We start from the raw sequence: 21928 nt of genomic DNA, 5'->3' as shown, positions 1-21928 counted from the left end.
ATCACGTCAGGCTGGAGAATCAGCAACACCTGATGTGAATGGAGTGACCGCGATGCCCAAATCAATCGTTGCTGCCCTGCAGATCGGCGCCTTGCCCGGCGGCAAAGCCGAGACCCTGGAACAGATCCTGTCGTATGAAAACGCAATCATCGAGTCCGCTGCCGCGCTGGTGGTGATGCCTGAAGCCTTGCTGGGCGGTTATCCGAAAGGTGAGGGCTTTGGCACGCAATTGGGCTACCGATTGCCCGAGGGCCGCGAAGCGTTCGCCCGCTATTTCGCCAACTCAATCGATGTACCCGGAGCGGAAACGGACGCGCTGGCCGGATTGTCGGCGCGTACCAACGCCAATCTGGTCATCGGCGTGATCGAGCGTGCCGGCAGCACCTTGTATTGCACCGCGCTGTATTTCGACCCGCAGGCAGGGCTGGTCGCCAAGCACCGCAAACTGATGCCCACCGGCACCGAGCGCCTGATCTGGGGCAAGGGCGACGGTTCGACCCTGCCAGTGATCGACAGCCAGGTCGGGCGGATTGGGGCGGTGGTGTGCTGGGAAAACATGATGCCGCTGCTGCGCACCGCGATGTACGCCAAAGGCATCGAAGTGTGGTGCGCGCCGACCGTGGATGAGCGGGAGATGTGGCAGGTCAGCATGCGCCATATCGCCCATGAGGGGCGCTGCTTTGTGGTCAGCGCTTGTCAGGTCCAGGATTCGCCGCAAGCCCTGGGCGTGGAAGTGGCCAACTGGCCGGCGCAGCGGCCGCTGATTGCCGGCGGCAGTGTGATCGTCGGGCCCATGGGCGACATTCTGGCCGGGCCGTTACGTGACGGACCAGGCTTGCTCACGGCTGAAATCGACACCGATGATTTGATCCGCGCCCGTTACGACTATGACGTAGTGGGCCACTATGCACGCCCGGATGTGTTCGAGTTGACGGTGGATGAACGGGCCAGACCCGGCGTGAAGTTCAGCGCATGACATCTGTAGGAGCGAGCTTGCTCGCGATCACGGAGGCACATCCAAGGTTGACTGTTCCAACGCTATCGCGAGCAAGCTAGCTCCTGCAGTTGATTTGTGGTTTCCAAGTGTCGGCGTTCTTCCCTTTTGAAATGATGAGTCAGCGCTGCTGGAGCCACTCTTCGCGGGTGATTTCCCAGACTTCTTTCGGAAATCTTCCTCCCACAAAGTCGCCTTCCTCGGTGTGGATCAGGCGCATGCCGGTACGCTCGGAAAGTTTGCGTGAGCCAATGTTCGGCGCCGCTTTGGGCACGCGCAACACGTCACGATCCAGGGTTTCAAACCAATATCGGGTGACCGCCTCACTCGCTTCGGTCATTAAACCCTGACTTTGCCATTGCGGGCCAAGCCAGAATCCGCGGTTGTTGTCCTGTTCATTCATCAGGCTGATATTGCCGATCAATTGCCCGGGTGCCGACTTTAAGCGGATCGACCAATGCCATTCCTCGCCACGGGCGATCGCAGGCAGGGCATTGTTTCGCAAGTACGTGAGCGCTCCATCGCAGGGATAGGGCCATGGCACCAAGACGTTCAGGTAACGCACCACTTCCCAGCGCGGGAATTGTTGCTGGATGGCTTCGGCATCGGCCAGTTCCAGCGGGCGCAGGATCAGACGCTGGGTGTAAAGCGTGGGGGTGGGTTCCATGTTCTTTATCGCTCCTTGAAATCATACTTAGCGGCTGCCGGTCATCGGCCCTGGCAGGCTGAGTTTGCCACTGTCCACGAAGCGTGTGGTACCGAACAGGCCTCCGGCCAGCTTGCCGCGCAGCACGTAGGGCAGATTGTTCAGGGATTGCATTTGGCTCAACCCAATGGTCTGGCGCAACACCGAGAAGGCCGACACGCTGACGGGCACGGTCAACACGGTTTCGGAATAGCGTGAAATTGAACCGGACTGATCGCTGACCCCGGAGGCGAAGGGCTGACCGTTGATTTCCAGGTCCAGTGCCACGCCGTTGTAGTTGATGTTGGTGCCATTGGGGTTTTGCACGCGAATCTTCACGGCGAACCGGACTTCCATGTCTTGGCTTTGCAGCGGTTGGATACCGACGACATTGACCTTCAACGGATCGCTATTGGGAAACGAGGAACAGGCGCTCAGGCAGAGCAGCAGGAGGGAAACGAGGACTGCGTGGACACTGCGCATTGACGTGCTCTCGATGAGAAAAGGGCTGAACCACCCATGGCTCAGCCCTTGAGCGCAATCTAGCGGTTCAACTGTGCGACACCCGCAGGCGTTACGGGTTCACCCTGGGCCGGCATATCGGGGTTCTGCATCACTTGCAGGACCGAGGCCTCGGGATCGAACTCGTCCTCTTCCAGCTCGATGAATTCTTCAGGCAGGAAGATATTCAAAACGATAGCGCACAGCGCGCCGACGGTGATGGGCGATTCAAAAATGTTGTGCAGGGCCAAGGGCAGTTCACGCAGGACTTCTGGCACTGCCGCCACGCCCAGGCCCATGCCCAGGGAAATCGCCACGATCAGCATGTTGCGCCGATGCAGTCCCGCTTCGGCGAGGATCTTGATCCCGGCCACCGCGACGGTGCCGAACATCACCAGCTCAGCGCCGCCGAGCACCGGTTTGGGCATCAATTGCAGTACCGCGCCAATCATCGGGAACAACCCCAGCAGCACCAACAGGCCGGCAATGAAAAACGCCACGTAGCGGCTGGCCACGCCGGTGAGCTGAATGACGCCGTTGTTCTGCGCGAAGGTCACCATCGGCATGCTGTTGAACACCGCGGCCATGGCCGAATTGAGGCCGTCGGCCAGCAACCCTGACTTGATTCGGCGGATGTACACCGGGCCTTTGACCGGCTGCCGGGAAATCATCGAGTTGGCCGTCAAGTCACCGGCCGCTTCCAGTGGCGACACCAGGAAAATCACGGCCACCGGCACGAACGCCACCCAATCGAAGGAAAACCCGTATTTGAACGGCACCGGCACGCTCATCAGCGGCACGGCCGGCAGGCTGGCGAAGTCGACATGGCCCATCAGCCAGGCAACCCCGTAACCCAGGGTCAGGCCGATGACAATGGCGCCGAGACGCAGGAACGGCACATCGACCCGGTTCAGCACCACGATCGTCCCCAGCACCAGCCCGGCCAGGCCCAGGTGGCTGGCAGCACCCAGGTCGCTGGCGCCGAATCCGCCGGCGATGTCGGTCATGGCGACCTTGATCAGCGACAGCCCCATGAGCGTGATGATCGTGCCGGTGACCACCGGGGTGATCAGCATGCGCAATTTGCCGATGAACTGGCTCAACACCACCTCGATGAAGGCGGCGAAAAAGCACACACCGAAAATCGTCGAGAGGATTTCATCGGTGCCGCCGCCCCGGGCCTTGACCATGAAACCGGCGCTGAGGATGACGCTGATGAACGAAAAACTGGTGCCTTGCAGGCACAACAGGCCGGAACCCACCGGACCGAAACGCCGCGCCTGAACGAAGGTGCCCAGGCCCGAGACGAACAGGGCCATGCTGATCAGGTAAGGGATTTCGCTGTGCAGGCCCAGGGCGCTGCCCATGATTAGCGTCGGGGTGATGATGCCGACGAAACTGGCGAGCACATGTTGCAGGGCGGCGAAGACGGTGGCAGTCAGATGCGGGCGATCGTTGAGGCCATAGATCAGGTCGTTGTGACGCGGGGCAGGGGGTTTTTCAGAGACGGTCATGGGGCTTGTGCGGGCCAGAAGGCGACCCGGGTCAGAAAATGGAGGCGCAGGATGCCAGAAAGACCATTTTGTGGCGAGCAAAGTCCCCGAAACCTCGGCCAACCTGTAGGAGCGAGCCTTGCTCGCGATGGACGTCAACGAAAACGCGGGAAATCAGGCACCCCGCGGTGTTCTGAAATCCATCGCGAGCAAGCTCGCTCCTACAGAGGGATTCGTTGTTCAGGCAAACGCCGCGAGCAAATCCTCTTCAAACGCCTTCTGCGCATCCCCCGGGATCTGGGCGCGATGGCGGGCCAAATGGAACGCTACATCGAAGCTCATGCCTTCACGGCGCACGACCCGCAGCAAGCCTTTGTCTTCCCAGCTTCGGGCGAAGTGGCTGGGCAGGTAGCCGACGTGCTTGCCGGACAGAATGAAGGCGAGGGTGCCTTCAACCTGCTCCGAGCGCGCCGAACACACTTTGCCCTGGAACGGCTCGTCGCTGCGCAGGAAGCGGTAGGGGTGATCGACCCGGTCGCAGGCCTGCAATGCCTGATCGTCCGGCGCGTCGTTGTCGAATAGCGGATGACCGGGGGCGCAATACAGGTGCTGGGTTTCGCTGAACAATTGGCGGTAATCGAAAGCGCTCTGTGCCTGGGAGAAATAGCCGATGGCCAGGTCCAGACGCTGTTGCAGCAACAAGCGCTCCATTTCGCCGGGCATCGCGCTGATCAACTCGATGCGCACTGATTCGTCTCGCTCACGGAAACGCCGGATAGCGTCGGCCACTTGCTGCAGGATCGATTGATCCAGGGCTTCGGACAGGCCCAGGCGCACCTCACCGATCAATCTTCCGGCCACGCCGTTGGATTGATGGCGGAACGCTTCGATGGATTCGAACAAAGCCTTGGTGGCCGAGAGCAATTGTTCGCCCTTGGGGGTGATCCTGAATCCGCCCTTGCCACGACTGCACAGACGATAGCCGAGTCGGGTTTCCAGTTTGGCCATTTGCTGGCTGATGCTGGACTGGCTCAAGCCCAGTTCACCCTGGGCCGCACTGAAGCCACCACATTCCACCACGCTGACGAACAGGCGCAACAGGTGCAGGTCCAGATCGTGGAGTTGACCGAGCATCAAACATTACTCCTGGGTAATGTCAGGTTAACAAACTTGATATTTTACCAATGTATCCGACGACGCATCCTGCCGTCACTTCCTCTTGTCAGGTGTTTGTCATGGCTCTCAAGTTCAAGCTGTGTTTACCCGCGTTGCTCCTGGCCGTGGCCGCCTCGGCCCAGGCTGAAGACAAAGTCGTCAATCTCTACAGCTGGGCCGATTACGTTGCCCCGGAAACCCTGCAACGTTTCGAGCAGGAAACCGGCATTCATGTGCGCTACGACACCTTCGATGCACCGGAAGTGCTCGAGACCAAGTTGCTCACCGGTGGCAGCGGCTATGACGTGGTCGTGCCGTCGTCCAGCGTATTGGCGCGTGGCCTGGCGGCGGGCGCACTGAAAGCGATTCCCCATGAAGGCCTCAAGGGCTACGCGAATCTTGATCCGGACCTGCTGGAGAAGCTCGCCGCGGTCGATCCCGGCAATCAATATGGCGTGCCCTACACCTGGGGCACCCTGGGGCTTGGAATGAATGTCGAAGCGGTGCGCAAGCGTCTGCCGAACGTGCCGTTCAACAGCCTGGATTTGCTCTTCAAACCGGAATACGCCAGCCAGCTCAAGGACTGTGGCGTTGCGATCATCGATTCGCCGCAGGAAGTGATCGGCCTGGCCTTGCACTACCTGGGCAAAGATCCCTACAGCACCGACAAGAACGATCTGGATGCGGCGCAGGTGTTGTTGCATCAACTGCAGCCCTCGGTGCTGTATGTCGCCAGCGGGCGGCAGATCAACGATCTGGCCAACGGCAGTATTTGCCTGGCACTGGCTTACAACGGCGATGCGAGCATGGCCGCGGATCAGGCGCGCAAGGCCAACAAACCGTACGAAATCGCCTACCGGATTCCGAAGGAAGGCACCCTGGTCTGGCAAGACAATCTGGCGATCCCCAAGGATGCGCCACACCCCGAAGCCGCTCGCCAATTCATCGAGTTCATGCTTCGCCCAGAGTCCGTCGCCGCACTGACCAACACGCTGTTCTTTGCCACGGCCAACCAAGCGGCCACGCCGCTGGTGGATGAGGCGGTGCGCACCGATCCGGACATCTATCCGCCCGCCGACATTCGTGACCGCCTGTACGCCGACCGCAGCATGAGCCTCAAGGACATGCGCCAGCGCACTCGCGTGTGGACCGCTTTCCGTAGCCGCCAATAACAAGGAACCTTCAATGGACGTCCCAGCGCAGAACGACCAAGCCATCACCCGTGACAGCCTTTACGGCACTGCCGCCGAAAGTACCTACGCCGGTATCACCAGTTTCATGCGCCGTCGCTACAGCCGCGATTTACGCGGTGTCGACGTCGCAGTCAGCGGTGTGCCTTTTGACACGGCCACCAGTAACCGTCCAGGTGCACGCTTCGGACCACGGGGCATTCGCGCCGCGTCCACCGGGATTGCCTGGGAACGCCACTGGCCGTGGACGTTCGACCCGTTCGATCACCTGGCGGTCGTTGACTTTGGCGATTGCGACTTCGATTACGGATCGCCGCAGTCGACGCCGGAATGCATCGAAGCCCACGCCGAACACATCCTCAATGCCGGCAGCGCGATGTTGACCTTCGGCGGCGATCATTTCATCACCTACCCGCTGCTCAAGGCCCATGCCCGCAAGCACGGTGCGCTGTCGCTGATTCACTTCGACGCCCATAGCGACACCTGGCCGGACGAAGAGGGCAAGCGCATCGACCATGGCACCATGTTCTGGCACGCCGCCAAGGAGGGCCTGGTCGATCCTTCGCATTCGGTGCAGATCGGCTTGCGCACCACCAACGACGATCACCAGGGCTTTGAAGTGCTGGATGCACGACAAGTGCATCGGCGTGGCGTGGACACGATTGTCGAAGCCATCCGCGCACGGGTCGGCGATCACCCGGTGTACCTGACGTTCGACATCGACTGCCTCGACCCGGCCTTCGCTCCGGGTACTGGAACACCGGTGTGTGGCGGCTTGAGCACGGTGCAGGCGCTGGAGATTCTCGGTGGTTTGCGCGGGATCAACCTGGTGGGCATGGACGTGGTGGAAGTGGCACCGGCCTATGACAGCGCCGACATCACCTCACTGGCGGCAGCGACCCTGGCGATGGAAATGCTGTGTTTGTATGCGGCGAGGCATAAGGTCGACCGGTAAAAACAACCCGGTATTTGGTCGCCTGCCCGAGTGATGGTATGTCGGGTGGGCCACCTGAAATACGTAGGAGCGAGCTTACTCGCGATGAAGGTGTCTGCGATCAGGCTGTCAGCGGCCTGCGTGGTGCTTTTTCCTCGATTGAGCATCCTCTCGGACATTTCACTGAAGACAACGCTGACGAGTGGCATACTGCTGCGCATGAATGTCGACTCCCCCCTCAGCGCCTGGCAACACGCCATCGAACAAAAGGGCTTCGTCCAGGACGAAGCCCAGGAACATGCCGTCTGGGCGTTGCAAAAGTGCCACGAAGCCTTGCATGAAGGCCGCAAGTCGATTTCCGGTGTGTACCTCTGGGGTCCGGTCGGGCGCGGTAAAACCTGGTTGATGGACCAGTTTTACCAGCACCTGCGGGTACCGGCCCGGCGTCAACACTTCCATCATTTCATGGGATGGGTGCATCAGCGCTCGTTTCAACTGACCGGCACCGCCGACCCCTTGAAGGCACTGGCTCGGGAACTGGCCGAAGAGGTGCGCGTGCTGTGCTTCGACGAACTGTTCGTCAATGACATCGGTGACGCCATCATTCTCGGGCGCTTGTTCCAGGTCATGTTCGAGCAGGGCGTGGTGGTGGTCTGCACCTCCAACCTGCCGCCCGACCAGTTGTACGCCGATGGCTTCAATCGCGACCGTTTCCTGCCCGCCATTGCGGCGATCAAGCAGCACATGCAGGTGATTGCCGTGGATGGCGGGGAAGACCATCGACTGCATCCAGGCCAGGGCTTGCAGCGTTACTGGGTGACTACGCCCGGACAATCGAGTGCCCTGGGCGATGTGTTCAAGGCGTTGACCGTCGGTCAGGCGGTTTCCAGTGCGCCGGTCCAGGTCGGCTATCGCTCGCTCGATGTCGTGCAGGCCAGCCAGGGCGTGCTCTGGTGTCGTTACGCCGACCTCTGTGAACAGCCTTTCGCCGCCATGGATTTCATGACCCTGTGTGACACCTACAGCGCTATCCTGTTGAGCGACGTACCCAACCTCAGTGCTCAAAAGCGCCAGGGGCGCATAGCCCGTGGCACCGAAGATGGAGTCGAGCGGGTGGTGGCCGGCGATCGCGAGTTGCCACAGTTATCGGTGCATGATGACGGCGTACGGCGGTTCATTGCCCTGGTGGACGAGTGCTACGACCGCAAGGTGCCGCTGTACCTCGAAGCGCAGGTGCCCATGGACTCGCTGTACACCCAGGGCTATCTGGAATTCCCGTTCCGCCGCACCCTCAGTCGCCTGCAGGAGATGCAGCTGCAACGTTTCGCCGAGGCGTGAGAACCAGGAGGCGTGAAGATGAATCAACCGCTGTCCCACCATTTGCTGACCATGGCCTACCAGAACGCCTGGGCCAATCATCGACTGGCCAAGGCCTGGAGTCAGTTGAATCAAGATGAACTGGCGGCACCGCGCACCAGTTTCTTCCCCAGTCTCAGCGCGACTCTGAATCACATACTGACATGTGACTGGTTTTACCTGGATGCCCTCGAGCGTGAGTTGCGCGGCGACGATCCGCACCCCGATTGCTACGTCTTTTTCAAGGACGACGAGCCTTACACCCAGGCCGTCGACCTCATGCGCGAGCAATCCCATGTGGATCGACGCTTGATTGCCTATTGCGAGCAAATGCGCGACGCCGATCTGGCCAGGGTCGTGACCATCGCCCGTGACACACCACAGCACGAGAGCCGCCTGCGCCTGTTGTCACACCTGTTCGAGCACCAGATCCACCATCGCGGCCAGGTTCACGCGATGCTCAGCGGCACCTCAGTCAAGCCGCCACAACTGGACGAGTTTTTCTGTGTCGGCGAATCGCATCTGCGGGCTGAGGATTTTGCCGAGTTGGGCTGGACCGAGGCTTTGATTTGGGGGCATTGAGCCAGCAAGCTTTTGATTTGCCGCGGCGCCCACGATATCGTCACCCGGCCTTCCAGGGCGAACAACGCGCTGGGGCTACTTCATGCAATCGAGGATGGAAATGGATTCCGCGGAAATACTAGTGTTGCAGGCCAGCTATACCAATCCGGTGCATGCCGAAGCCATCTGTCTGGTGTTGAACAGTTACGCTGAAGACCCGATGGGGGGAGGCCACTCCTTGCCTGCCAGCGTGCTGGAGCACTTGCCGGGTGAGCTGGCCAAGCGCCCTCATGCCTTCAGTGTGCTGGCCTTCGTCGGCGGCGAACCCGCCGGGCTGGTCAATTGCTTCGAAGGTTTCTCGACCTTCGCCTGTCGGCCGTTGGTCAATGTTCATGACGTGGCGGTCGTGCCGAAGTTTCGCGGATTGGGGCTGAGCCAGCGGATGTTGCGGAAGGTCGAAGAGATCGCCCGTCAACGCGGCTGCTGCAAAATCACCCTGGAGGTGCTGGAGGGTAATGCGGTGGCCCAGGCGTCCTACGGCAAGTTCGGCTTTGCCCCGGGTGAGTTCGACCCGGCGCACGGTCGAATGATGTTCTGGATCAAGGCGCTTTGATCAAGGTGCTGAGATCAAGGCGCTGTGATCAAGACAAAAAAGGGGCGCCCATCAGGACGCCCAATGATCGACTCTGACTGCAGAGCAGGACAGTCAGAGGTGTAACAATCATTTCGGTCTGTAGGACTCGGTCATTTGCGCGGTTTGGTCGTCGGGGACCCGCAATGGCGTCGTCTGACTTTGCGTGGCGTTGCCCAACGCCAGTTGCTGGTTGTATCTCAGGGTTTCGTAGTAGTACCTCATGCGTTCGGCTCCACCTTCTGCAAATACGCAGGTGGAGCCGAGAGTCATCAGGACGGCGAGGGTCAACGTAATACGTTTCATGGTATGCCTCCTACTAACAGCGGTCGGATGCCATTCGTCCATGAATCAATGAATCAATGAATCGAAGTCGAATTTCGATTATCCGCCGATTCCATTAAAAGGGAATTAAAGGTGGTTGGAGTTTCCAGCCCAGGATCTGCGTTGCCTGTCATCGGGTCATGCCAGTCAATTGCCGGGCAGGAGTAGAGAAGTGCTGCTCCAATCGACCGAGCATCAACAAGCCAATGTGAAAAATGCGGGAGTCGCCATGGCTGGCGAAGGGCTATTGCGCATCGGAAGCAGTGCGGGACTGCTTCCAGTTCAGGGGGGGAATCAGGCGTGAGGGGCGCCCTGGGTCACGGACAAGGGCTCTTGGCCCTGGAGCAGCAAGCGCAGTTGCGCCAGTTCCTGTTTCAACTGATCGCGTTCGTCCTTCAACTGGCGCAATTCATCGCGACGGATAGTGACGTAAAGGGTTTGTGCTGGCAGTGCGGTCTGTACGGTGCCCATTGCTCACCTCGCAAATGGCGTGTCTCAACTGTAGATCCGCCCAAATCGGCGGTTGATCTACTATCGGCGCCGATTTTGATTTCTTTTGCCCTTGAAGGGAACTTTTTTATTTTTCATGGTCGTTGTGTCTTCGACACGATTCCCGACGTTATCAGTCTGGATCGGGCACAATGCCCGGAAACTTCATCCCGACGCTCTGGACTAAGCTTCATTAGTCGCGTTGGGCTATACCTTTGACACACTTTTATTTGTAGTAGGGAGCATCAGCACATGCAACTCGGGATTATTGGACTGGGCCGCATGGGCGGTAATATTGCGCGGCGCCTGATGCTCAACGGGCATACCACCGTTGTGTACGACCGCAATACCGCCTTCGTCGAGACCTTGAGCGCAGAGGGCGCCACCGGCGCTGCCGATTTGCCGGCCCTGGTCGCTGGCCTGGCCAAACCACGAGCGGTCTGGGTCATGTTGCCGGCCGGCGCACCGACCGAAGAAACCATCGACGCCCTGAGCAACCTGCTCGAAGCCGGCGACACCATCATCGACGGCGGCAACACTTTCTATAAGGACGATATCCGCCGGGCGAAAACCCTCTCGGAAAAAGGCCTTCACTACATCGATGTCGGTACTTCCGGTGGCGTGTGGGGCCTGGAGCGCGGTTACTGCATGATGATCGGCGGCGATGCCGAGACCGTTAACCGTCTCGACCCGCTGTTCCAGAGCCTGGCACCGGGCATGGGCGACATTCCGCGCACCAAGGACCGCAAGTCCGATGACCATCGCGCCGAGCACGGCTACATTCATGCCGGTCCGGCGGGTGCCGGGCATTTCGTGAAAATGATCCATAACGGAATCGAATACGGAATGATGCAGGCCTTTGCCGAAGGCTTCGACATTCTCAAGACCAAGGCCAGCACCAACCTGCCGGAAGACCAGCGCTTCGACTTGAACGTCGCGGACATCGCCGAGGTCTGGCGTCGTGGCAGTGTGGTCTCATCCTGGCTGCTCGACCTGACCGCCGACGCCCTGGCCAGTGACCCGAAACTCGATGGTTTTTCCGGATCCGTAGCCGACAGTGGTGAAGGTCGCTGGACCATTGAAGCCGCCATGGAGCAATCGGTGCCCGTCCCCGTGCTGTCGAATTCGCTGTTCTCGCGCTACCGTTCCCGTGGCCAGGGCACCTTTGGCGACAAGATCCTTTCGGCCCAGCGCTTCGGCTTCGGCGGCCATGTGGAGACTCCGAAAAAATGACCCAAGTGATCCGCAGAAAATCCAAGACGGAACCCGCGCCACCGACCACGCTGTTTTTGTTCGGCGCCCATGGCGATCTGGTCAAGCGCCTGCTGATGCCGGCGCTGTATAACCTCAAGCGCGACGGGTTACTCGGGGATGGACTGCGGATCATCGGCGTTGACCACAACGCCATCAGCGATGAAGGCTTCGCGAACAAACTCGAAGACTTCATTCGCAACGAGGCGGCCGCAAAAGTCGGCAAGGGCGATCAGGCCCTTGACCCGCAGGTGTGGGCCAGACTCGCCAAAGGCATCAGCTACGTCCAGGGCGATTTCCTGGACGACAGCACTTATCAAGCGCTGGGGGCGAAGATTGCCGCCAGCGGCACTGGCAATGCGGTGTTCTACCTGGCCACCGCGCCGCGCTTTTTCACTGAAGTGGTCCGCCGTCTGGGCGCGTCAGGGTTGCTGGCGGAGAGCCCGGAGTCCTTCAGGAGGGTGGTGATCGAAAAGCCTTTCGGTTCCGATTTGCAAACCGCCGAAGCCTTGAACTCATGCCTGCTCAAGGTCATGACGGAAAAGCAGATCTATCGGATCGATCACTATCTGGGCAAGGAAACCGTGCAGAACATTCTGGTCAGCCGGTTTTCCAATAGCCTGTTCGAAGCGTTTTGGAACAACCATTACATCGACCACGTGCAAATCACCGCCGCTGAAACCGTCGGCGTGGAAACCCGTGGCAGTTTTTACGAACACACCGGCGCCCTGCGCGACATGGTGCCCAATCACCTGTTCCAGTTGCTGGCGATGGTGGCCATGGAGCCTCCGGCAGCCTTTGGCGCCGATGCGGTGCGTGGGGAAAAAGCCAAGGTGGTCGGCGCTATCCGCCCCTGGTCGATCGAAGAGGCCCGCGCCAATTCGGTACGCGGTCAATACACCGCCGGGGAAGTCGACGGCAAACCAATGCCAGGGTATCGCCAGGAAGAGAAGGTGGCACCGGACAGCAACACTGAAACCTATGTGGCCCTGAAGGTCATGATCGACAATTGGCGTTGGGTCGGCGTGCCGTTCTACCTGCGTACCGGCAAGCGCATGAGCGTGCGCGACACCGAAATCGTGATTTGCTTCAAGCCCGCGCCCTACGCGCAGTTCCGTGATACCGAGGTCGATGAGCTTGAACCGACCTACCTGCGGATCCAGATTCAGCCCAACGAAGGCATGTGGTTCGATTTGCTGGCCAAACGGCCTGGCCAGGCCCTGAAAATGGACAACATCGAACTGGGTTTTGCCTACAAGGATTTCTTTGAAATGCAACCGTCCACCGGCTATGAAACCCTGATCTACGATTGCCTGACCGGCGATCAGACGTTGTTCCAGCGTGCCGACAACATTGAAAACGGCTGGCGTGCCGTACAGCCGTTCCTCGACGCCTGGCAGCAGGATTCAACGCTGCAAAACTACGCCGCAGGTGAAAACGGGCCGCAGGCCGCCGAAGAATTGCTGGCTCGCGATGGTCGCGTCTGGCACGGTCTCGGATGAGTGGGCAGGCGCAACATCCCATCCGGTTTTTGCTCAGTGACATGGATGGCACCTTGCTGCTGCCCGATCACAGTCTCAGTCAGCGCACCGTCGATGCGGTACGCGCGTTGCGTGAGGCCGGGGTACTGTTCAGTCTCGCCACCGGCCGACCACCCAAAGCCATGTTGCACATGATCGAGGCCCTGGGCGTCGACTTGCCGACCGCTGCCTTCAACGGCGGTACCCTCGTCAACCCGGACGGCAGTCTGCTGGTGGCGCATTACTTGCCGGCCACCGCGGCACTGACCACGCTCGCGCTGTTGGCCGATCAGCCGGACATTGAGGTCTGGGTCTTCAGTGGCGGCGACTGGCTGGTGAAAGACCCGAGCGGCGCCTTGGTGCCCCGAGAGCAGCATGGCCTGGGATATCCGCCGGTGGCGGTGGAGAGCTTCGAACCGTTTCTTGAACGAATCGACAAGATCGTCGCCGCCAGCAGCAACACCGAGTTGCTGATCGAGCTAGAAGCGCAGTTGCTACCTCTGGTGGAGGGGCAGGCCCAGGTTTCCCGTTCGCAACCGGTTTATCTGGACATCACCGCGATGCAAGCCAACAAGGGCCAAGCGCTGGCGACCCTGGCCGCGTTTCTCGGTGTGCCGCTGGAGCAAACGGCGGCCATGGGCGATGGCGGCAATGATCCGGCCATGTTCCATCGCGCCGGGTTGTCGATTGCCATGGGGCAGGCCGAGGAGGAAGTGAAGCGCCAGGCTGATGTGGTGACGGGCGCCAATACCGAGGAGGGTGCGGCTCAAGCGATAGAGCGATACATCCTCCCTCGATAGCCATTCATACCCAATCGTGTGAGCGAGCAGGCTCGCCCACACATTTTTTGGGCAATCTTTAGAGCCAGTAGCTCACGGCGTACCAACCCAGACCACCCATCACCACGGTATAGGGCAGCGCCATCCATACCATCCGTCCGTAAGACAGACGAATCAGCGGCGCAATCGCCGAAGTCAGCAGGAACAGGAATGCGGCCTGACCGTTAGGCGTCGCCACACTCGGCAAGTTGGTACCGGTGTTGATCGCGATCGCCAGGGTTTCGAAATGCTCGCGGCTCATGTGGCCGGAGAGGAACGCCTGTTTCACTTCCGTGATGTAGATGGTCGCCACGAACACGTTATCGCTGATGGCCGAGAGCAAGCCATTGGCTATAAACAGCATGCCTGGTTGCTGATCGGCGGGCAGCGCCAGTACCCACTGGATCAATGGCGTGAACAACTGTTGATCGTGAATGACCGCCACCACGGCGAAGAACACCACCAGCAATGCGGTGAACGGCATGGCATCCTTGAATGCGCTGCCGAGACGGTGTTCGTCGGTGATGCCGGTGAAGGCCGTGATCAGCACGATCACCATCAAACCGATCAAACCCACTTCCGCCACGTGAAACGCCAGACCGGCAATCAGAATCAATGCGGCCGCGCCCTGGACGATGAGGGCTGCACGCTGCTGCGAAGTGCGTTCGGCATTGTCTTCGGCCGCGTAATTGGCCAGCACGGCGCGGACGTTGTCCGGCAGCAGGGTGCCGTAGCCGAACCAGCGCAACTTTTCCAGCAGGACGCAGGTCACCAGACCGGCCACCAGCACCGGGAGCGAAACCGGAGCGACTTGCAGAAAGAACTCGGAAAAATGCCATCCCATTTCATGGCCGATCAGCAGGTTCTGCGGTTCGCCCACCAGCGTGCAAACGCCACCCAGCGCCGTACCGACGGCACCGTGCATCAACAAGCTACGCAGGAACGCACGAAACTGATGGAGGTCGCCGTGATGGAGAGTAGGCAGATGCTGATCATCGCCGTACTCGCTGTCCTGGCGCGGATCGGTGCCCGAGGCCACCCGGTGGTACACCGAGTAGAACCCGACGGCAGCGCTGATGATCACTGCCGTCACGGTCAGAGCGTCGAGAAACGCCGAGAGGAACGCCGACAAAAAGCAGAACATCAACGCCAGCAGCGCCTTGGAGCGCACCCCAAGCAGCAGGCGCGAAAACAGGAACAACAGCAGATCTTTCATGAAGTAGATGCCGGCCACCATGAACATCAGCAGCAGGATCACCGGGAAATTGTGCACGAGCTCGTCATAAAGCGCCTGTGGCGTGGTCATTTTCAGCAACAGTGCTTCGACCAACAACAAGCCACCCGGCATCAGCGGATAACACTTGAGTGCCATGGCCAAGGTGAAAATGAACTCCAGCACCACTAACCAGCCAGCGGCCACCGGACCTGCCGTCCACAGCACCAGAGCATTGAGAATCAGGAAACCGACAATACAAACCTTGTACCAGCGGGGTGAATTGCCCAGAAAGTTACGCGCGAACGCCTGAGGCATCGAGCCGGACATTAGCTGCTCCTTGTATTAAGAAGCGCGCAACTTGCCGTAAGCGCAAGGGAAGATCAAGTACGGAAGAAATACTTTGGACTAAGCCAGATAACGGACGACGACCGCCTTATAGTTGCCATCCAGCGAATAACCGCCGACCACGATGTTCCCGTCTTCCTGCACGGCGACGGACGTTGCCGTATCCAGGCTTTTGCCCAGGCGGGTACGCATCCATCCGTTGCCATCGCCGAACGCATGATCAAGCTGACCGTCCTTCAGGTATCGGCCAAGAATGAAGTCGGCTTCGACACCACCGATGGTGGCACCGGCCACCAACACGCTGCCGTCCGGTTGCGCTTGAGCGGCGGTCCATTGGCAACCGCTACGAGCGATGTTCAGCAAGTGCGCCTGGCCGCCGTTGCAGCGGTTGTCCGGGCGGCCATTGACGCGGACTTTCAAGGCCATGCAATGCATCGGGTCGCGGCTGCTGCCAAAGCACTGAACGTCGCCATTTTCCTGCTGAATGATTTGACTCACCTGAGCGCTGTGCCCACGGGCCCTGAAGGTCATGAATCCATCGACGGCGAAATGGGCGTCGAGACTGCCGTCCGGGTGATAGCGGGCCAACAACCCTTCCTCGGGGAAGTTGATCGAGCCGCCAACGAGGATCCGACCGTCCCGCTGCACACTCAGGCTGCTGAGCCAGGTGTTCATCAGCAAATGCCTGACTATCACGAAACCGCGGCCATTGAAGGTACTGTCCAGCGAACCGTCGGGGTCGAGCCGGATGAGCAGGCCGGCATGATCAGCCAGTTCGAAGTGATGGTTGGCCACCAGCAGGATTCGACCGTCCTCCTGGACCGCCACATCACAAGCTTCGGCACCCGGCACGCCTGCGGGCAGCCAGGCATCGCGCACACCATGGGACAGATGCCCCGGCAGGCGCACGACGCAACGACCGTTGTCGCCAAACTGCCGGGCCGGGCGGCCCTGTTGGTCAAACAAGGCCAATGCGGGGAGGGTACGGTGGGTGTTTTCATAGTGCAGGCCGACGATCAGAATGTGTCCATCGGGCAGCACCTGAACCTTGCCGGCCATGGCTTCGAAACCTTGTTCGAATTGTCCGATGACGCTGCCTTGGTGGCCGAAGGTCAGGTCCGCCGAGCCGTCCTTCAGCAGTCGGGCCAGGCCAAAACGGCTACCTCCCTGGGTTCCGACCTTTGCCGCCACCAGCATACGGCCCTGTGAATCTATCGCGACGTCGTTGGCCATGCTTGAAAGGCTGTCGGCGAAATACACCTGGGTCTTGCCATGGCTGGCGAAGGCAGGATCGAGTTTCCCGGCATGACCGACTACGGGTTGTGAAGCCAAGACGGACTGGATTGACATGCACGCATCTCCTTGCGAGTCGTCCTGATCCAGAAGTTGGGGCAGCGACTATAAGGAGAACATTCAAAACCTGAATGCTTGAATGCACAACGGGGATAACTAACAAGCGGAGGGTCGTTGTGTGCCACAACAGTGTCTTTTCGAACCACTGGCAAGCCAGCAACGTATTCAGGCGCGTACAAGTTCAAATAAACGAGTGTCGCAAGTACCAACTAACGAAGGGGAAAGGCGCGGATTATCCTTGGGATAATCCGCAAAACAATTAATGCGGCATCGACCAGGACTGGAGTTGGTAACCTTCCTGGCTCAACTCGGTACGGGCCTGTTCAAGCAGGCGCTCAAGCTGTGCTGGATCGGTATAGGCGCTGCTCGGGATCTGCTTGCGGCCGATGCTGGTGTTGGTACGGTCGATCACGGTCAGGCTGAGTTCGCCGGTGCAGTCTTGCGCCCAGGCCACGCACTGGAAAGGCTGAAATGCGCGGTCGGCAATCAAAAGAGCTTCGTTGATACGGAGCGGGGCGTTCATAGGATGTTCCCTCAATATGCCCAATCAAGTGATGTGCCGACGGTTGGGCTTGGCGTTCGGCAGGTTACTTGTACTGATGTCCGCAACAGTGGTTCGGGTCACATGCGATCAAAAGAAATTTCAACTTTCTTTCATATACCCGATGCGTCGAGCCATTTTGAAAGGTAAATGAAAGGTTGAGTTAATTAGGTGGCTAACAAAGTCCCTTCTTATAACTATTTCCGCCCCCGCTCTATAGTCAAACGGTACAAGGCCACGTCAAATTCTTGCTAATGTTACAGCCAGGTTTGCCAAATGACTGTTTTTAATAATTTTTCCTGAATTTGGCGCCAAGGAATAGTCATGAGCGATGCGCCTGCCTTACGACGTCTATTAGTCGTGGACCCCTGCGACGACTGCCATCGTCTGCTACCGGGGTTGCGCTCCGTGGGTTGGGACGTGGACAGCTGTTCGCTGGAAAACGCCGCCGACCGAACCTGTGACGTAGGATTGTTACGGTTGCAGCCCTGGCACCTCGAGCACCCGGATGCCGTCAAGGATGTCATCAGCCGCAGCGGAACCGAATGGATCGCCGTGCTCAATCAGGAAGTCCTGCGGCTACAGAATGTCGGGGACTTTGTCTGCGAGTGGTTCTTCGATTTTCATACCTTGCCGTTCGACGTTTCCAGGGTCCAGGTCACGCTGGGGCGGGCCTTTGGCATGGCGCGCCTGCGCGGGCAGGGAACGGTTCATATCGATCAGCCCGAGCACGAACTGCTGGGGGACAGCAAACCCATACGCGAATTGCGTAAGTTGTTGAGCAAACTGGCGCCCACCGAGTCGCCGGTGTTGATACGCGGGGAAAGCGGCACAGGCAAGGAGCTGGTTGCCCGCACGCTGCATCGGCAATCCCTGCGCCACAATAAACCCTTTGTCGCGATCAATTGTGGCGCGATTCCCGAGCATCTGATCCAGTCCGAACTGTTCGGCCACGAGAAGGGGGCCTTTACGGGCGCCCATCAACGCAAGATCGGGCGAATCGAAGCGGCTAACGGTGGCACGCTTTTTCTCGACGAGATCGGCGATCTGCCCTTGGAGTTGCAGGCGAACCTGTTGCGTTTCCTTCAGGAAAGGCACATCGAGCGGGTAGGGGGCAGTCAGCCGATTCCCGTGGATGTGCGGGTGTTGGCTGCGACCCACGTCGATCTCGAGGCCGCGATCGAGAAGAAACGCTTTCGCGAAGACCTGTATTACCGGCTCAATGTGTTGCAGGTCGCAACCGCCCCCCTGCGTGAGCGCAATGGCGATCTGTCGATGCTGGCCAACCACTTTTCCCATTTCTACAGCCATGAAACCGGTCGCCGTCCACGCAGTTTCAGCGAGGACGCCATGATCGCCATGGGTAAGCACGACTGGCCGGGCAATGTTCGGGAACTGGCCAACCGGGTCCGTCGCGGGTTGGTACTGGCTGAAGGCCGGCAGATCGAAGCGCGCGATTTGGGCTTGATCAGCCATCATTCCATCGCCGTGCCGATGGGCACGCTGGAAGACTACAAGCACCGGGCAGAGCGCCAGGCGTTGTGCGATGTGCTTAACCGCCACAGCGATAATCTGAGCATCGCTGCCAAGGTGCTGGGGATCTCCAGGCCCACCTTCTACCGTTTGCTGCACAAGCATCAAATACGGTGAGCCGCTAAGGTGTATCGCTGCAAGCCAATGCTGCGAGAGCTTGCAGAGCCCACCAAAAAGCCCGCTGAAACAGCGGGCTTTTAGTTGGAGCAGGATTAGAAGTAGTAAGGGAATTTCAGGCTGAAGGAAAAGTCAGGCGCGTCGTCGGTCATCCCGATAGACAGTTGCGGGACGATCGTCAGGTTATCGCTGGCGGCGATGGTCATGCCGATGTTGAAGTTGCCCGAGTTGTAATCGCTGTTGGTGATGGATTGCCAATCCCCTCCGTCCGGTTTGATCTTGCTCTTGCGGGCGAACTGATCGGTGAACGAGAACGACATACTCATCTTCTCGTTCAAGGCGAATGCAATGCCGGCGCCGATCTGCCAGGAATCGCCCAGTTTCACATCTCCGGGTACCTTGGAATTGACCTGGGGACTGATGTCGCTGAATGAGTCTTCCATGTTGTAGGTATAGGCCAGGCTGCCGAACAGCACCGCAGGGTCGAAAGTCTTGACCAGCGAGATGCCCGGGGTAATCGACCAGACACCGTTGCCGGTAGGCAAGCTATCGGGTACCGCCAGGTTATTATTGTTCGGATCCACGATCAGCTTAATGCCGTAAGGGTCTTCACCCGTTGGTGCCTTGATCCGCAGTGTGGCGACCGCGTCGGGATAGTTGGCCGATTCATCGAGAAACTTGTAGGCAACGCCAACGTTGACATCGCCGATGGTCGGGTCGCGGGTGACGGATGCATCCGACGTCACCGGACCTGCGCCACCGGCGCCTCCGGAGGAGTACGTCGATTCGCGATAGATCACGGGAACGTTGATGTCGAACTGCCAACGTTGTGCCACGTTGTAGCGGGCAGTCAGGTCCAGGGTCCAGTTATCCGCCTTGATACGGTCGATGTTGATGTTGCCGAGAAAAATCGAATCCAGTGCCAGGAAGCCGTTGAGCGTCAATGCCCGGGTATCGTAGTGCGTGTAGGTCAGGCCGGTTTCGAAGCTGAATTTGCCGCCACCGAAGAAGCCGCTGGCTTCGTCATAGAGGTTGGAAACGCTTTGCGCAGGTTCCGAGTCATCCTTGAGCGACTGACCATATGACGCGCCTGTGGCTCCCGACCCGGAAGCGGCCACTGTCTGACCACCCTTGGTCTTTTCCGCGGGGGATTTGGTCAGGCGCTTGGGTGCAGGTGTCGCTGGTGTTTCTTCGACCTGGCGAACGCGCTGTTCGAGTACCATCAGCGCGTTCTGTTGTGCTTCGTAACGTTGTTTCAGCTCCATGAGTTCTTGTTTTAATGCTTCAACCTGGGGATCCGGTGCTGCGTATAGCAATGAGGCCGGGGCCAGGCTACTCAAACAAACGAAAGCCCTGAACGTTAAAGATCGGTGCATGGGTTAGCCGTCCCTTCTGACACGTCTGGTGTGACTGAGCGTAGATCAGAATCCGCTGGTGCGTAGCCCTTTGAGCTGGTCTAGATTGCCGCTCAACGAGCCGGCCGTCGGAACGGTGTCACGCAGTACGACATTGAGCGACGTGATGTTGCGGACCTGATTGCCGGCGCCGAGTAACGTCGTGTTCTGCAGAAGCCCTCCCTGGGCCAGTCTTTGTACGGTATTACCCTGGTTGTTGTTGGCCACAATGTTGAGTTGTATGCCATTACCGGTTGAGGAAACGCTCACCGAACCCGCTCCGTTGGCGCCGGTTAACGTCGAGCCGGCGGCCAATGGCTGGCCCTGCTGCTGTTGTGTGGCTGGGGCCTGGTTAGCCTTGCTCACGTTGATATCAACGTTGTTGTAGGCCGAGTTGTAGTCACCGGCAGCCCGCGTGACTTGTGTGACACCTTCGGTGCTGTTGAGGCCGTTGCCGCCCGTGACGGTGCCGGTGCCTTGGGATTGCGAGGTACCCGTGCCTTTTTCATCGATCTTCGACACATAGAACTGTGGCTGGATGGTCGATTGTTGAATCTGCATCGAGGACGTTGCCCCGATCACTTCACCGTTGGCATTTTGCCAGGTGCTGGTCATGGCGATGCCGAAGCTGATAATGCGTCCCGGCATGACAAAGCGGCCGCGCAGGCTCGCCAATTGCTGGTCATTCAATTCGATGGGTTTAAAGGTCTCTGCATGGATTGGCAGGCTGGCGGCGAGGCAAGCCACTGCCAGCCAGATTGGAGTCTTCATTGGATACTCCCGGAGCTTCGTGCTCCCTTGTTATTAGAAGAAGTCGCTTTGGATGAATCCAAAATCCATCAACTCAGCGTCTGGCACCGGGTTGAAATTGTTGACACGATTCTTGGCGCTCAGCGGCAACGGCGGATCGAGCAACGCATTGGTCTTGTCGTAGCCCTGACCGATGACGGCAAAGATGATGCCGTTCCAGCCTTTGACAAAGTCGTCGACTTTGTAGCGTTTATGACCGAGTACCGGATCTCCGATATACACCCAGCCGTCATGGACTCTCTGCATGACTACAAAATGCTTGTAGCCACGTATATCCATGAGTACCACCACAGGAATTTTGATTTCACCCAGGGTTTCCGTTGCTACCCGGTAGCCACGGGCGCGCATGCCGATGCTTTCCACGTAGTGCTTCATGTCGAGCATGGAGAAGCCCTGAACGCGGACAAGATCCTGATCGGAGTGTGCCAGCATGCCTTCGATGATCTGGTCTTCAGTGACGTCCAGCCAATAGGCTTGGCGCAAAATGGTCGCCAGCGCCGCTGCACCGCAACTAAAGTCGGTTTTCTGTTGCACCAGGTCGGCAAATTTACGTTCGCGGATGCTCTGGATCGGCTTGAACACCACTGCGCCGCCCGGCAGGACGGACAGCGGCATTTGTGCTGCTTCGCTCACACTGGCCACGCAAAGCAAAAATGCCAAGACGATAATGCGCATTGTGGGATGCCTTCTGGTTGTGGTGAAAAAAGGCCCCCGTAA

General features: G+C 59.1%; 22 protein-coding genes. 10 read left to right on the top strand and 12 right to left on the bottom strand.

What is annotated here, in order from left to right; translation table 11 throughout:
* The first annotated feature begins 52 nt into the window (after window positions 1-52).
* Window positions 53-976 (top strand): carbon-nitrogen hydrolase family protein, encoded by a 924-nt coding sequence (locus tag F7R06_RS06695; protein WP_090321132.1) that lies wholly within the window; start codon window positions 53-55, stop codon window positions 974-976.
* Window positions 977-1115: 139 nt separating this feature from the next.
* Here the strand turns inward: F7R06_RS06695 and F7R06_RS06690 are convergent, their stop codons facing one another.
* The 4 genes from F7R06_RS06690 to F7R06_RS06675 all read right to left on the bottom strand — a co-directional run bounded on the left by F7R06_RS06690 (window position 1116) and on the right by F7R06_RS06675 (window position 4807).
* Entirely contained in the window at window positions 1116-1661 is a 546-nt protein-coding gene (locus F7R06_RS06690; protein ID WP_090321135.1) for a GNAT family N-acetyltransferase, read from the bottom strand.
* Window positions 1662-1688: 27 nt separating this feature from the next.
* Entirely contained in the window at window positions 1689-2162 is a 474-nt protein-coding gene (locus F7R06_RS06685) for an LEA/WHy family protein (RefSeq protein WP_090321138.1), read from the bottom strand.
* Between the two features lie 59 nt (window positions 2163-2221).
* The gene (locus tag F7R06_RS06680; protein WP_090321141.1) at window positions 2222-3694 is read right to left on the bottom strand and encodes a nucleobase:cation symporter-2 family protein; all 1473 of its coding nucleotides are present in this window, start codon (window positions 3692-3694) and stop codon (window positions 2222-2224) included.
* 219 nt (window positions 3695-3913) lie between these two features.
* Window positions 3914-4807 carry a LysR family transcriptional regulator gene (locus tag F7R06_RS06675; protein ID WP_090321144.1) on the bottom strand — a complete coding sequence of 298 codons (894 nt, stop codon included), beginning with the start codon at window positions 4805-4807 and terminating at the stop codon, window positions 3914-3916.
* Window positions 4808-4908: 101 nt separating this feature from the next.
* Between F7R06_RS06675 and F7R06_RS06670 the strand changes: the two genes are divergently transcribed.
* The 5 genes from F7R06_RS06670 (at window position 4909) to F7R06_RS06650 (ending at window position 9482) form a co-directional block, all read left to right on the top strand.
* Complete coding sequence (locus F7R06_RS06670; protein WP_090321148.1) at window positions 4909-6000, top strand: polyamine ABC transporter substrate-binding protein; 1092 nt, start codon at window positions 4909-4911, stop codon at window positions 5998-6000.
* 13 nt (window positions 6001-6013) lie between these two features.
* On the top strand, window positions 6014-6973 hold the full coding sequence (gene speB / locus F7R06_RS06665) for an agmatinase (protein ID WP_090321151.1): 960 nt from the start codon (window positions 6014-6016) through the stop codon (window positions 6971-6973).
* A gap of 198 nt (window positions 6974-7171) precedes the next feature.
* Window positions 7172-8290, top strand: a complete 1119-nt coding sequence (zapE, locus tag F7R06_RS06660) for a cell division protein ZapE (protein ID WP_090327289.1) — start codon at window positions 7172-7174, stop codon at window positions 8288-8290.
* A gap of 18 nt (window positions 8291-8308) precedes the next feature.
* Window positions 8309-8890, top strand: coding sequence for a DinB family protein (locus F7R06_RS06655; protein WP_090321154.1), 582 nt, complete (start codon window positions 8309-8311; stop codon window positions 8888-8890).
* Between the two features lie 100 nt (window positions 8891-8990).
* Window positions 8991-9482, top strand: coding sequence for a GNAT family N-acetyltransferase (locus F7R06_RS06650; protein ID WP_090321157.1), 492 nt, complete (start codon window positions 8991-8993; stop codon window positions 9480-9482).
* 108 nt (window positions 9483-9590) lie between these two features.
* Here F7R06_RS06650 and F7R06_RS06645 read toward each other — a convergent pair whose 3' ends face one another.
* Together F7R06_RS06645 and F7R06_RS30710 are read right to left on the bottom strand one after the other, a co-directional pair.
* A complete protein-coding gene (locus tag F7R06_RS06645) occupies window positions 9591-9806 on the bottom strand; it encodes a hypothetical protein (RefSeq protein WP_090321160.1) in 216 nt (71 codons plus the stop codon).
* Between the two features lie 312 nt (window positions 9807-10118).
* Window positions 10119-10295, bottom strand: coding sequence for a DUF6026 family protein (locus F7R06_RS30710; protein WP_162842373.1), 177 nt, complete (start codon window positions 10293-10295; stop codon window positions 10119-10121).
* A 246-nt stretch (window positions 10296-10541) separates the two neighbouring features.
* Between F7R06_RS30710 and gnd the strand changes: the two genes are divergently transcribed.
* The 3 genes from gnd to F7R06_RS06630 are packed head-to-tail and all read left to right on the top strand — an operon-like array spanning window position 10542 to window position 13884.
* Window positions 10542-11546, top strand: coding sequence for a phosphogluconate dehydrogenase (NAD(+)-dependent, decarboxylating) (gene gnd, locus F7R06_RS06640; RefSeq protein WP_342671321.1), 1005 nt, complete (start codon window positions 10542-10544; stop codon window positions 11544-11546).
* The gene (gene zwf, locus F7R06_RS06635; protein ID WP_090321167.1) at window positions 11543-13066 is read left to right on the top strand and encodes a glucose-6-phosphate dehydrogenase; all 1524 of its coding nucleotides are present in this window, start codon (window positions 11543-11545) and stop codon (window positions 13064-13066) included. The genes gnd and zwf overlap by 4 nt, the downstream gene beginning before the upstream one ends.
* Window positions 13063-13884, top strand: a complete 822-nt coding sequence (locus F7R06_RS06630) for an HAD family hydrolase (RefSeq protein WP_090321170.1) — start codon at window positions 13063-13065, stop codon at window positions 13882-13884. Before zwf ends, F7R06_RS06630 begins: the two co-directional genes overlap by 4 nt.
* A 58-nt stretch (window positions 13885-13942) precedes the next feature.
* Here F7R06_RS06630 and nhaB read toward each other — a convergent pair whose 3' ends face one another.
* The 3 genes from nhaB to F7R06_RS06615 all read right to left on the bottom strand — a co-directional run bounded on the left by nhaB (window position 13943) and on the right by F7R06_RS06615 (window position 17339).
* Window positions 13943-15445 carry a sodium/proton antiporter NhaB gene (gene nhaB, locus F7R06_RS06625; RefSeq protein ID WP_090321173.1) on the bottom strand — a complete coding sequence of 501 codons (1503 nt, stop codon included), beginning with the start codon at window positions 15443-15445 and terminating at the stop codon, window positions 13943-13945.
* A gap of 78 nt (window positions 15446-15523) precedes the next feature.
* Window positions 15524-16813 carry an NHL repeat-containing protein gene (locus tag F7R06_RS06620; protein WP_090321176.1) on the bottom strand — a complete coding sequence of 430 codons (1290 nt, stop codon included), beginning with the start codon at window positions 16811-16813 and terminating at the stop codon, window positions 15524-15526.
* Window positions 16814-17075: 262 nt separating this feature from the next.
* The gene (locus F7R06_RS06615) at window positions 17076-17339 is read right to left on the bottom strand and encodes a hypothetical protein (protein ID WP_090321178.1); all 264 of its coding nucleotides are present in this window, start codon (window positions 17337-17339) and stop codon (window positions 17076-17078) included.
* 342 nt (window positions 17340-17681) lie between these two features.
* Between F7R06_RS06615 and F7R06_RS06610 the strand changes: the two genes are divergently transcribed.
* Window positions 17682-19007, top strand: coding sequence for a sigma-54 dependent transcriptional regulator (locus F7R06_RS06610; RefSeq protein WP_090321181.1), 1326 nt, complete (start codon window positions 17682-17684; stop codon window positions 19005-19007).
* Window positions 19008-19102: 95 nt separating this feature from the next.
* On the opposite strand, the gene F7R06_RS06605 is transcribed toward F7R06_RS06610, so the two are convergent.
* Genes F7R06_RS06605 through F7R06_RS06595 form a run of 3 tightly spaced genes read right to left on the bottom strand, consistent with a single transcriptional unit; the run spans window position 19103 to window position 21886 of the window.
* Window positions 19103-20383 (bottom strand): coiled-coil domain-containing protein, encoded by a 1281-nt coding sequence (locus F7R06_RS06605; RefSeq protein ID WP_090321184.1) that lies wholly within the window; start codon window positions 20381-20383, stop codon window positions 19103-19105.
* 45 nt (window positions 20384-20428) lie between these two features.
* The gene (locus tag F7R06_RS06600) at window positions 20429-21172 is read right to left on the bottom strand and encodes a hypothetical protein (RefSeq protein ID WP_090321186.1); all 744 of its coding nucleotides are present in this window, start codon (window positions 21170-21172) and stop codon (window positions 20429-20431) included.
* 33 nt (window positions 21173-21205) lie between these two features.
* Window positions 21206-21886 carry a C39 family peptidase gene (locus tag F7R06_RS06595; RefSeq protein WP_090321189.1) on the bottom strand — a complete coding sequence of 227 codons (681 nt, stop codon included), beginning with the start codon at window positions 21884-21886 and terminating at the stop codon, window positions 21206-21208.
* Window positions 21887-21928 lie beyond the last annotated feature (42 nt).

It is taken from the genome of Pseudomonas moorei (assembly GCF_008801475.1).
Taxonomy (GTDB): domain Bacteria; phylum Pseudomonadota; class Gammaproteobacteria; order Pseudomonadales; family Pseudomonadaceae; genus Aquipseudomonas; species Aquipseudomonas moorei.
Note: the sequence above shows the minus strand (reverse complement) of the source record. Positions and strands in the feature narration are given on the sequence as shown.